Origin of the sequence: Bradyrhizobium sp. LA2.1, from assembly GCF_040547725.1 — a bacterium.
GTDB classification, from domain to species: domain Bacteria; phylum Pseudomonadota; class Alphaproteobacteria; order Rhizobiales; family Xanthobacteraceae; genus Bradyrhizobium; species Bradyrhizobium barranii.
In genome coordinates this window covers 21,302-33,154 of record NZ_JBEPQI010000012.1, presented here as the reverse complement: position 1 = coordinate 33,154, position 11,853 = coordinate 21,302, and the positions used below count along the sequence as shown (strand labels likewise).

The window sequence follows — 11,853 nt, the reverse complement described above, 5'->3', positions numbered from 1 at the left end:
CGACAGGCGTTAAGGCGCCCCTAAGTGGTGGACGTGCCGGTGTTGAGAAGCTGGGAAACGGCGGTGATGAGCTGCGCCGGCGCGAAGGGTTTGGTCAGAAGAATGCTGTTGGGGACGCCGTTGGCAGCCCAATTGTCCGCGCTGTCGCCGGTCATGTAGACGACCGGAAGCGCCGGATCGATTTCTCTGGCACGCTTCGCGATTTCCCAACCCTCGATCTTCCCACCCAATTTGATGTCAGTTACCAGGGCGCGGTATTTGGGCTTGCTCGCATCGAGCGAACTCATTGCCTGCTCGCCGGAGGAAGCGATCACAACTTCGAAGCCGCCTTCGATGAGAGCGTCTTTGACGATCTCTTGGACCAAATGGTCGTCTTCGACCACCAGAATGGGAAGGGGTTGATCCAAGCACCAGCTCCTGGGCTTCATTGCCTGCGGGATGACTCGAAACACAAGGATCGGTTCCCTTAGAAAGGTCCAAAAGTGAACACAAGACGGTCTCCATGCTCGGCCCTCGCCCCTCGAGCGCGGTAGGCCCCTGCGCCGAGTTGCTGGCGGCACCGATCCTTGCTCTGAGAAATCAAGCCCTGGCGAAGGGCCTGCAGGCGGCTCGAAAGTATGCCAAAAAATAACCCGGCTATGCTCTCTCAATTCCGGACGATCGCGCAGCTCTCGTCTTTGGCCCAATCCGAAAAACTCAGGTAATAGGCACGGAATCTAATCCATGTGTGCGCGCGATGCCGACGACCTTCAATACTTTGAATGAACAATTCGCGAAGCAGCCTGCGCTTGGGTTATCCGCGGGACCAACTATGTGCGTTTTGGCTCATGCTCCCGGTGAAGTACCAACCCCGCTCTCGAATGGGCTTTCCTTGGTTCTGGTGCGGCCTTCCACGATCAACCCGCAAGGGGTTCGCTACGCAAGCGTGCGACCTCTCCGGCTTCGCCTCTCGAGGTGACCGCAGCCGCCCCCGAACACGTCGGCGCCTGTCGAGCGGGGATGGTCCCCGCCGCAAGACGGGAGCCTTCAATGTCGCACAATCTCACTCTCGCTCAGAACCACGCCTTCGATCTGGCCCGCACGCTCATGGTGCCGGTCATTCTCTTCCAGGCTGATAACGAATTTGGCGTGATGGTCTCCAGCGAGTACGACGGCGATCAAGACGCCATCGTTCACGAGTACGACCCCTGGAGCCCGGCTCATTGAGCCGGGTGACCGGCTGCCGCTGGCGCCATGCCGGCTGCAAGGGAGGCTTCGCCGCGTCGGACGATGCGACGACTGGCCCTTGGTCAGCGCGCCCTTGCAATCGGCGCGTCGGGGATGTTCCGGAAGTCTAGGAGCGAGTGAGACCAACAGAAGAAGGAGGCGGACTCCCTTGCGCGAGTCCGGTGCAGACAAATGGACAAGAGAGAAATCGAAGAGCTGCGCCAAAAGGTCGGCTGCGCGGCCCTGCTGGAGAAGGACGGTTGGAAGGTCGATGTCAAGGAAAGCACCCGACGCGCGATCAAGTATCGCCGCGACAGCAATATCATCATTGTCCTCCACGGAGGGCGCGGCTGGTTCGACCCGTTGTCGCCGGCGAAAGGGGACGTATTTTCTCTCGCCGGACATCTTGGATCTGTAGGTTTCTCTGACGCATGCGACCGTGTTGCCGATACGATTGGCTTCGTCCCCAGCACGCCGGCGTGGCAGCGTCCGGCAAGGCTGAAGGTGCTTGAGTCTATTGCTGAGCGGTGGGGACATCGCTTCAAGCCGCGCTCGGGCTCGCGAGCCTGGCGCTATCTCACCGATGAACGCGGGCTGCCGGCTGAAATCGTGGAGCAGGCGGTCGCCTGCGATCGTTTGCGTGAGGGGCCAAAAGGCAGCATGTGGGCGGCACATAGCGATTCTGCTGGAGCGCTCACGGGCTGGGAGGAGCGTGGGCCGGCATGGCGCGGCTTCGCCAGTGACGGCGCCAAGGATCTGTTCCGCTTCGGACCGCCCGGGTCCGAGCGGATCTGCATCACTGAGGCGGCCATCGATGCCATGAGCCTTGCCGCGATCGAGGTCCGACTCCCCGATACCCTCTATGTCAGCACCGGAGGTGGCTGGTCGCCGGCGACCGAGGAAGCCATCCGCAGCTTGGCCAAGCGCGCCAACGCCCGGCTTGTGGCAGCAACCGACAACAATCGACAGGGTGACATCTACGCCGATCGCGTTCGTGCCATCGCCGCGGACACGAGCGGGCAGTATGCGCGATTGCGACCGTGCGCCGGCGACTGGAATGAGGATCTGATGGAGTTGGCGAAGAGACTGGAGAACAGCTGAGCAATCGATGCCGGAGGCCCGCCCGACGCGCGAACTCGCGGGCGGCGCGGCGAAGGCTCCCGCATGATCGCAATGGCGGGGCTATGCCCCTGAGCGATGCGACAGGAAGTCCGAAATAAGGAGGGAGAAAGAACGAAGGGGGTAAACCGCTGCCGCATGCCCGGCCGGCGCGTCAAGGGTGAGCTTCGCCCGCGTTCCGCGGCCCTTGACTCGCCGGACCGGTGAGGCGGCCGCCGAGGAGGTGTGATGAAGGACTGAAGTGACGAGGAGATCAGGCGGATCGCTCGCGCTTCAGTCCGGCCAGGCCAAGAGGAGCCGCCAATGCACATCTTACCCACCATTCGCAAAATCTTCGAAGGCGTCGCGACGCGCCACGAGATGCACCGTATGTTCAACCGCCATCGGGGCAATCCGGCCATGGCCGAGGGCGAGGCAGGACACTTCTTCGCCGGCGAGTGGTTCCAGATTGCTGAGTCCGAGCATGACTACACGCTCGAGATCCTGCCGCCACTGTGGATGCGAGGCGACATGTTCGCAATGCGCGAATTCATGACGGCAAGCGTGACAAGCGTTTTCCTGTCCCTGTCGATTGACGGCCAGATGCGCTGGTTCCATGGCTATTGCGACCTGTCGGACAGAGCGTCGCCGGAGCGGATGAAGGCCGCGATCATCGAGCGCGAGTCGCGTCCTGTCCGCGCGATGAGGCGCGAAGAGCGGCTCGAGCACATCTGGTCGAGCACGCATGACGACTATCGCGGCTACGCCGGCGAGCGCTGGCCAGCATGGCACCGCGCTGAAGCTGCTGGATGACCTCACCGAAATGGAGATCGCAGCGAAACTGCCGGTGCAGCTCCGCCACCTGCCGGAGGCGGTCGCGGCCTAGCCGGACCCGCTCTCCTCAAGCTGCGAACAGCCCGGCCCTGCGCCGGGCTGCGCAATTCGGCACCCGGGCTCCCGCCGGCTCTCTCGTCAATCCCGCAACGCCGTGCCGTCCGCCGCAGCTCGCGACGGCGGCGCGGTCGCGCGCGCCCAGCAGAAGGACATTTCCAATGGCGCAGGACGACCCTTTCACCATCGACCTCTTCGGCATCACCGCCCTCTCGTCGGGCCTCGGCCTCGGCGTCACCGCCTTCGCCGCCGACTTGGACGGCGACGACCATGACCGCGACCCGCCGCCGCCGGCCGCCGCCGCGCCGGCGCTCGCACCTGTGCGGCCTTGTGCGCCCAAGACGCGTATGCGCGGCGACAACTTCCACCTCGCCAGCGAGCGCGGTCTGGCAACGGGCTGGAAGCAGCGCGCCCGCGACAGTGTTGCCGCCATCCGGCTCGCCGCGCAGATCGAGGCGGAGCAGCGGCCCGCCTTGCCGGACGAGCAGCGGCAGTTGATCCGCTTCACGGGCTTCGGCGCTTCCGAGCTCGCCAACGGCGTCTTCCGCAAGCCGGGTGAATCCGAGTTCGCGCAGGGCTGGGGGGAGATCGGCGCCGACCTTGAGGACGCGGTCGACGACGCCGGCTACGCCTCGCTTGCGCGGTGCACCCAGTACGCCCACTTCACGCCTGAGTTCATCGTCCGCGCGATCTGGTCGGGCCTGCAGCGCCTCGGCTGGCGCGGCGGCCGCGTGCTCGAGCCGGGCATGGGCACCGGGCTGTTTCCGGCGCTGATGCCGGACGAATTACGCGCGACCTCCCACGTCACGGGCGTCGAGCTCGACCCCGTCACCGCGCGCATCGCCCGGCTGCTGCAGCCGCGGGCGCGGATCGTCACAGGCGATTTCGCGCGCACCGAGCTGCCGGCGAGTTTTGACCTCGCCGTCGGCAATCCGCCATTCTCGGACCGGACCGTGCGCTCGGATCGCCTGTACAGGTCGATGGGCCTTCGACTGCACGACTATTTCATCGCAAGGGCAATCGACCTCCTGAAGCCCGGCGCCCTCGCCGCCGTCGTCACGAGCTCCGGCACGATGGACAAGGCGGACGCATCGGCGCGTCAGCACATCGCGAAGTCGGCCGACCTGATCGCAGCCATTCGCCTGCCCGAGGGCGGCTTCCGCGCCAGCGCCGGCACCGACGTCGTCGTCGACATCCTGTTCTTCCGCAAGCGCAAGATCGGCGACGCGGAAGGCGACCTGTCGTGGCTCGACCTCGACGAGGTTCGGCTGGCGGCGGAAGACGAGAGCGCGATCCGCGTGAACCGATGGTTCGCGCAGCGCCCGGATTTCGTGCTCGGCGCGCACGCGCTCGCGTCCGGTCCTTTCGGCGAGGCCTACACATGCCTGCCGCGCGAGGACGAGGATCTCGAAGCGATGCTCAAAGCCGCGATCGACCTCCTTCCGGAAGCCGTCTACGACGGCGAGCCGGAGGTGATCGATCCCGACCTGGAAGAAGCCGGCGGTCCATCTGACGCCGAGTGGCCTGCTGATAGCCACGTGCGCGAGGGCAGCTACTTCTTCGACAAGGCCCACGGCTTGATGCAGGTCCTGGACGGCGACCCGGTCGCGGTGAAAGCGCGCAAGGGCCGCAGCGCCGACGGCATCCCGGAAAAGCACGTGCGCATCATCCGGAAGCTGATTCCGGTCCGCGACGCCGTGCGCGAGGTGTTGAAGGCGCAGGAGCTCGACCGGCCGTGGAAGGACGCCCAGGTCAGGCTGCGCATCGCCTGGTCGAACTTCGTTCGGGACTTCGGCCCGATCAACTTCACGAAGGTCTCGACCGCCGAGGACGAGGAGACCGGCGAGGTGCGCGAAACGCACCGCCGGCTGAACATCCAGCCCTTCCTCGACGACCCCGACTGCTGGCTGGTCGCCTCGATCGAGGACTACGACCAAGAGACCAACACCACGAAGCCCGGGCCGATCTTCACTGAGCGGGTGATCGCGCCGCCGGCAGCCCCGGAAATCACCAGCGCGGCAGACGCGCTCGCCGTCGTCCTTAACGAGCGCGGCCGCGTCGACATCGACCACATCGCCGAGCTGCTGCACCGGGACCGCGACGACGTCGTCGCCGAACTCGGCAGCGCCATCTTTCGCGACCCCGCTGACGGCTCGTGGCAGACGGCCGACGCCTACCTCTCTGGCCACGTGCGGGACAAGCTGAAGATTGCGGAGGCCGCTGCCGCGCTCGACCCTTCCTACGAGCCGAACCTTACGGCGTTGCAAGGCGTGCAGCCCGCAGACCTTAAGCCCTCCGACATCACCGCGCGTCTGGGCGCGCCGTGGATTCCGGCCGCCGATGTCGTCGCCTTCGTGAAGGAAACCATGGACGCCGAGATCAGAATCCACCACATGCCGGAGCTCGCATCGTGGACCGTGGAGGCACGTCAGCTTGCCTGGATGGCGGCCGGCACGTCGGAGTGGGGCACCGACCGCCGGCACGCCGGCGAGCTTCTCGCCGACGCGCTGAACAGCCGCGTCCCCCAGATCTTCGACACGGTCAAGGATGGCGACAGCGAGCGCCGCGTCCTCAATGTCGTCGACACCGAAGCCGCAAAGACGAAGCTCTCGAAGATCAAGGACGCGTTCCTGCGCTGGATCTGGTCCGATCCCGATCGCACGGACCGTCTTGCGCGCGTCTACAATGACCGCTTCAACAACATTGCGCCGAGAGCTTTCGATGGCTCGCACCTGAAGCTTCCGGGCGCCTCTGGCGCTTTCGTTCTTTATGGGCACCAGAAGCGCGGCATCTGGCGCATCATCTCGGCCGGCTCGACCTACCTGGCGCACGCGGTGGGCGCCGGCAAGACCATGACGATGGCCGCCGCCGTCATGGAGCAGCGCCGGCTTGGCCTCGTTGCCAAGGTGATGCTGGTCGTTCCGGGGCACTGCCTGGCGCAGGCCGCGCGCGAGTTCCTGGCGCTCTACCCGAACGCCCGCATCCTCGTCGCCGACGAGACCAATTTTATCAAGGACAAGCGACACCGCTTCCTGTCGCGCGCGGCAACTGCAACCTGGGACGCGATCATCATCACGCACAGCGCGTTCCGATTCATCGCGGTGCCGTCGGCGTTCGAGCAGCAGCTGATCCAGGACGAACTCGAGCTCTACGAAGCACTGCTGACCAAGGTCGAAAGTGACGATCGCGTCTCGCGCAAGCGCCTCGAGCGATTGAAGGAGGGCTTGCGGGAGCGCCTGGAATCGCTTTCGATCCGCAAGGACGACCTGCTGACCATCTCCGAAATTGGCGTCGACCAGATCATCGTCGACGAGGCGCAGGAGTTCAGGAAGCTTTCCTTCGCGACCAATATGTCGACGCTGAAGGGCGTGGATCCGAACGGCTCGCAGCGCGCCTGGGACCTCTACGTCAAATCCCGCTTCATCGAGACGAAGAACCCTGGCCGCGCGCTCGTGCTCGCCTCTGGCACGCCGATCACCAACACGCTCGGCGAGATGTTCTCGGTCCAGCGCTACCTCGGCTACGAGGCGCTCGTCGAGCGCGGCCTGCACGAGTTCGACGCCTGGGCGAGCACATTTGGCGACGTCACGACCGAACTTGAGCTGCAGCCCTCCGGGAAGTACAAGCCCGTGACGCGCTTCGCCACGTTCGTCAACGTGCCGGAGCTCATCGCTATGTTCCGCTCCTTCGCGGACGTGGTGATGCCGGATGACCTACGCCAGTGCGTAAAGGTGCCGGCGGTCTCGACCGGCAAACGGCAGATCCTTACCGCGAAGCCATCGCCGGCGTTCAAGGGCTACCAGGCCCGGCTCGGCGAGCGCATCAAGGCGATCGAGGAGCGCGACCGCGCACCGGAGCCTGGCGATGACATCCTGCTTTCGGTCATCACCGACGGCCGCCACGCTGCAATCGACCTGCGTCTGGTTGATCCGGATGGCGACAACGAGGCCGACAACAAGCTGAATCTGCTCGTCGGCAACGCCTTCCGGATCTGGAGCGAGACAGCCGAGAGCAGCTACACGCGCGCGGATGGCAAGCCCTTCGAGCTGCCCGGCGCCGCGCAGATGATCTTCTCCGATCTCGGCACCATCAGCGTCGAGAAGAGCCGCGGCTTCTCCGCCTACCGCTGGATCCGCGACGAGCTGGTCCGTCTCGGCGTGCCACCGGGCGAGATCGCCTTCATGCAGGATTACAAGAAGTCGGAGGCGAAGCAGCGCCTGTTCGGTGATGTGCGCGCCGGCAAGGTCCGCTTCCTGATCGGCTCGTCTGATACGATGGGCACCGGCGTCAACGCGCAGCTTCGCCTGAAGGCTTTGCACCACCTCGACGTGCCCTGGCTTCCGTCGCAGATCGAGCAGCGCGAGGGCCGCATCGTGCGGCAGGGCAACCAGCACGATGAGATAGACATCTTCGCCGATGGGACCGAAGGCAGCCTCGATGCGCAGATGTGGCAGAACAACGAGCGCAAGGCCCGCTTCATCGCCGCCGCGCTCTCCGGCGATACCTCGATCCGCCGGCTCGAGGACATGGGGGAGAGCCAGGCCAACCAGTTCGCCATGGCAAAGGCGATCGCGTCGGGTGACCCGCGCTTGATGCAGAAAGCTGGCCTCGAAGCCGACATCGCGCGGCTCGAACGGCTGAGGGCTGCGCACATCGACCACCAGCACGCTGTGCGGCGGCAGATGCGCGAGGCCGAGTGCGACATCGAGCTCTCCAGCCGTCGCATCGGCGAGATCGGCCGGGACATCAAGCGTCGTGTCCCGACCGCCGGTGACGCCTTCTCCGCGGCGGTGACCGGAACGCCCTACGCGGAGCGCAAGCTCGCTGGCCGCGCGCTGATGAAGGAGATCCTGACGCTGGTGCAGCTTCAGTACGAGGGCGAGACCGTCATCGCCTCGATCGGAGGCTTCGGCGTCGCGTACAGCGGCGAGCGCATCGGTCACGACGGCTACCGCTACACCACCATGCTGCAGCGAACCGGCGCCGAGTACGAGATCGAGTTGCCGGTGACGGTCACGCCGATCGGCGCAATCGCCCGTCTTGAGCACGCGCTGGCCGAGTTCGAGGGCGAACGGGAGCGCTATCGCCAGCGCCTCGCCGACGCCCGCCGACGGCTTGCGTCTTACGAGTCCCGCGATGGCGGGGACTTCGCCTTCGCCGGCGAGCTTGCCGAAAAGCGCCGGCAGTTGGGCGAGGTGGAGAAGGCCTTGGCGGAGGACAGCGAAAGCTCTGGTGAGCTGGCCGCGGCCGCATGAAAAAAGGGAGGAGAGAGGAAGGGAGAAGGCCCGCTCGCAGATCGGGCGGGCCGCCGACGCTGGCGCTCAACCGCCGCCTGCGCGATCCCTGCCCGTCGTCCTGCGCAGGGCTTTGCCCCGCTCGGCCTGCCGGCCAGGGATGCACGGCCGCAGTTGCACCGGCCCGTCCGCTCCGCAGGGCCCAGGGGTGTCTTCGGGAAGAAGACGAGCAAGGGCCGGCGACGCCGGTCCGCAACCCCAAAAGGAGCCTTCCCATGCAACTGATCAAGGTCGATCCGCGCGCGCTGAAGGAGAACCCCGAGCGCATGCGCCAGACGAAATCGACTCCCCAGGCCGACGCTCTACTGCTCGCCACGATCAAGGCCGTCGGCATCGTCCAGCCGCCAGTCATCACGCCTGAGACAGGCGGCGGCAACGGCTACGTCATCAATGCCGGCCACCGCCGCGTGAAGCAGGCGATCGCCGCCGGCCTCGAGGAGATCGACGTGCTCGTCGACGAGGCGGCGAACGATAACGGCGCCATGCGCTCGATGGTCGAGAATATCGCCCGCGAGGCGCTGAACCCGATCGACCAGTGGCGCGCAATCGAGCGTCTGGTCGCGCTCGCTTGGACGGAGGAGGCGATCGGCGTCGCGCTCGCGCTGCCGGTGCGTCAGATCAGGAAACTTCGTTTGCTGGCCAACGTGCTGCCAGCGATGCTCGACCACATGGCCAAGGGCGACATGCCCGACGAGCGCCAGCTCCGCACGATCGCTGCCGCCTCGCTCGATGAGCAGAAGGAGGTCTGGAAGAAGCACAAGCCGTCGAAGGCTGATCCGCAGGTCTCGTGGTGGAGCGTCGCACAGGCGTTGCAGAAGACCCGGATGTTTGCTCGTCACGCCAGCTTCGGCGACGACCTCGCGAAGGCCTACGGCATTCATTGGGTCGAGGATCTCTTCGCTCCCGCCGACGAAGACAGCCGCTACACCACAGACGTCGAGGCGTTCCTCGGCGCGCAGCAGGAGTGGATGGCGGCCAACCTGCCGAAGAAAGACATTATCGCCGAGACCACCAACTACGGCGAGGTGAAGCTGCCGCCGAAGGCCGAGCGCGTCCACGGCAAGCCGGCGAAGTCGGACTGCACCGCGATGTATCTCGACCGCGACGGCCGCGTGCAGACGGTGCACTACCGTATGCCTGCGGCGAAGAATCCGAAGGGTAAGACCGGCTCCGGTTCTGACAACGCTCCGGACGATGTCGGCGAAGTCTCGAAGCCACGTCCCGACGTGACGCGCAAGGGCGTCGAGATGATCGGCGACTACCGCACCGACGCGCTGCGCGAGGCGCTCGGCCGGACGCCGATCGAGGACGACACGCTGATGGCGCTCCTGATCCTCGCCTTCGCAGGCCAGAACGTGTCCGTGACGACGGGAAGCGGCGGGACCTATTACGGCCACAGCCGGCTTGCGAAGAACGCGGCGGCACTGTTCGACGGCGCCGGCAAGCTCTCCTTCGACATGGACACGCTTCGTGTCGCGGCGCGCACCATGCTGGTCGACGTATTCTCGTGCCGGGAGAACGCTACCAATAGCGGCATCGTCGCCCGCGTCGCCGGCGAGGTGATTGGCGCGGACACCTTCCTGCCGAACATGGGCACGGAGAACTTCCTCTCCTGCCTGTCGCGCACAGCGCTCGAGGCGTCGTGCAAGGAGACGCCAGTCCTGCCGCGCCAGCGGGTGAAGGACACGCGCGCTGCCCTCGTTGAGCATTTCAAGGAAGGCCACTTCGTCCATCCCGCAGCGCTCTTCGCGCCGGACGCCGTGAAGCTTTCGCAATGGTTATCGTCGAGCGAGACGCCGGCAGACGCCGATGAGGCTGAAGAGGACGCCGCCGGCATGGGAGATGACCTCTCTGACGAAGAAACCGAGGCATTCAGGGAGGCGGCCGAATAGAGGAACGCGCCTGTTCTTCGAATGATCCACCGCCGCCGGCCCAGCCGGCGGCGGCTTTGTTTCCACGCACACGCAACTGAGGAGGACACGATGTCCGCGCACACGATCTTCGACAACGCACCCATCGGCTCGATTATCGCCTGGTCCGACGGAACGCCGCAGCCGCCGGCGCGCTTCAGGAAGAAACTCGCCGCCTGGCAGTCCAGCAATAGCGGGGGCCGCCTGATCCGAAAGCGGGGCGGACGAGGCGTCGGCAATGTCTCGCTGTCGGCCTGTTTCACCCTGCACGAGGTCGACTATGGCGCCGGCGGCGTCATCGCCATCCGCGTCCACCGGACGTTTTCGCTCGAGTCGAAGCTCCACTTCACCGTCGTCGAACGTCCAGCCATCGGCTCGGTCCGCGTGCTCGACCGCGCCGGTGATGACGCCGAACTCGTCTATCTCGCCACGAACGAGGCGGACGCGAAGGAGTGGCTGACACGCCACGGCTATCCGCACGCCGTGCTGCAAGAAGTGACGGCCGACGAGGCAGGCGCCGACATCATCGAGGGGAGGACCGCGGCATGAACGCGTTGTCTCCCGCTTCCGACCAAGCCCCAGAAACCCAGGGCGTCTCTTTTGGCCGCAGCGCTGACGGCCTTCTCGTCGCGCTTGTCGGCGAGACGGCCTTTGCGATGGCGCCGATCCGTGACGGCCGGCATTTTCTCGTGACGGGCTGGCGCATCTCTCGCCCGATGGGCGAATGGACGCGCTCCAATTTCTACGGACACTCCGGTGAGCTCGCCGACGAGGTCGCATTCCGCGCCCGCGTGCTCGAAAACGCCGAGCATCAACGCGAGCGCAGGATGCTCGGTCGCGTCGAAGTCCATTCGCGCGACCACACGCCTTGGGGCGCCTCGCAGGGCGCGACCGTCTACGCTGAAGGCGTTGCGGCGCATTCCGCGGCTGGGCACGGCGGTTTCAAGCTCTCGGCCCAGCGAAACCGCAAGGTCCACCCCATGCTTCGCTCGAAGGGTGGCTGGTACGAGGAAGATGCCGAATGGGCGATCGTGGCGATCACCTTCCCGCATGTCTTCACGGCGTTCGAACGCCGTTGCGCCGAGAGAACGATCAAGGACAGTTGGCCGGACGCCTGGGAGACGATCTTCGGCGCGATCCTCAAGCCGGGCGAGTCCTACGAAAAGGACCGCCGCGCCTTTGAGCAGGCGCACGCGCGGGACTGGATCGTCGTGTCGGCTATCACCTCGAAGCACGCGGCCGGCTTCGTCGAAACTGTCGCCACGCCGGGCGGCAAGCGCGGGCCCGGGACTAAGGAGCGTCGCTTCCTCGTCCCTTCCGACGAATATCAGGTCAGCCGCTTCGGCTTCGTGATCGATGAGGCGCGCCACCAGGTCTACGGCGGCCCCTCCGACATCGTCGGATGGAGGTGATCCATGCCATGGCGCCTCATTGCCAAAGCTTTCGGCTGGCGC

General features: G+C 65.8%; 7 protein-coding genes and 1 pseudogene. 7 read left to right on the top strand and 1 reads right to left on the bottom strand.

Annotated elements, in window-relative coordinates; genetic code table 11:
* Positions 1-20: 20 nt before the first annotated feature.
* Positions 21-407: a response regulator gene (locus tag ABIB95_RS23425; RefSeq protein ID WP_354116204.1), complete on the bottom strand. Its 387-nt coding sequence runs from the start codon at positions 405-407 to the stop codon at positions 21-23.
* A gap of 622 nt (positions 408-1,029) precedes the next feature.
* On the opposite strand from ABIB95_RS23425, the gene ABIB95_RS23420 reads away from it, so the two are divergent.
* The 7 genes and pseudogenes from ABIB95_RS23420 to ABIB95_RS23390 all read left to right on the top strand — a co-directional run bounded on the left by ABIB95_RS23420 (position 1,030) and on the right by ABIB95_RS23390 (position 11,811).
* A complete protein-coding gene (locus ABIB95_RS23420; protein ID WP_208073966.1) occupies positions 1,030-1,206 on the top strand; it encodes a hypothetical protein in 177 nt (58 codons plus the stop codon).
* Between the two features lie 192 nt (positions 1,207-1,398).
* Positions 1,399-2,307 (top strand): DUF3991 and toprim domain-containing protein, encoded by a 909-nt coding sequence (locus ABIB95_RS23415; protein WP_354242513.1) that lies wholly within the window; start codon positions 1,399-1,401, stop codon positions 2,305-2,307.
* Positions 2,308-2,628: 321 nt separating this feature from the next.
* Positions 2,629-3,190, top strand: a pseudogene (locus tag ABIB95_RS23410) (DUF1419 domain-containing protein).
* 166 nt (positions 3,191-3,356) lie between these two features.
* A complete protein-coding gene (locus ABIB95_RS23405) occupies positions 3,357-8,450 on the top strand; it encodes a helicase-like domain-containing protein (RefSeq protein ID WP_354242510.1) in 5,094 nt (1,697 codons plus the stop codon).
* Positions 8,451-8,704: 254 nt separating this feature from the next.
* On the top strand, positions 8,705-10,381 hold the full coding sequence (locus ABIB95_RS23400) for a ParB/RepB/Spo0J family partition protein (protein ID WP_354121928.1): 1,677 nt from the start codon (positions 8,705-8,707) through the stop codon (positions 10,379-10,381).
* Between the two features lie 90 nt (positions 10,382-10,471).
* Positions 10,472-10,948 carry a UCP036055 family protein gene (locus tag ABIB95_RS23395; protein ID WP_354121929.1) on the top strand — a complete coding sequence of 159 codons (477 nt, stop codon included), beginning with the start codon at positions 10,472-10,474 and terminating at the stop codon, positions 10,946-10,948.
* Positions 10,945-11,811, top strand: a complete 867-nt coding sequence (locus ABIB95_RS23390; protein WP_354242507.1) for a DUF7007 domain-containing protein — start codon at positions 10,945-10,947, stop codon at positions 11,809-11,811. Before ABIB95_RS23395 ends, ABIB95_RS23390 begins: the two co-directional genes overlap by 4 nt.
* Positions 11,812-11,853 lie beyond the last annotated feature (42 nt).

Excerpts from the sequence above, each read along its gene's own strand:
- ABIB95_RS23415 (WP_354242513.1), top strand. The coding sequence starts at position 1,399 with ATGGACAAGAGAGAAATCGAAGAGCTGCGCCAAAAGGTCGGCTGCGCG.
- ABIB95_RS23405 (WP_354242510.1), top strand. The coding sequence starts at position 3,357 with ATGGCGCAGGACGACCCTTTCACCATCGACCTCTTCGGCATCACCGCC.
- ABIB95_RS23395 (WP_354121929.1), top strand. The coding sequence starts at position 10,472 with ATGTCCGCGCACACGATCTTCGACAACGCACCCATCGGCTCGATTATC.
- ABIB95_RS23390 (WP_354242507.1), top strand. The coding sequence starts at position 10,945 with ATGAACGCGTTGTCTCCCGCTTCCGACCAAGCCCCAGAAACCCAGGGC.
- ABIB95_RS23400 (WP_354121928.1), top strand. The coding sequence starts at position 8,705 with ATGCAACTGATCAAGGTCGATCCGCGCGCGCTGAAGGAGAACCCCGAG.
- ABIB95_RS23420 (WP_208073966.1), top strand. The coding sequence starts at position 1,030 with ATGTCGCACAATCTCACTCTCGCTCAGAACCACGCCTTCGATCTGGCC.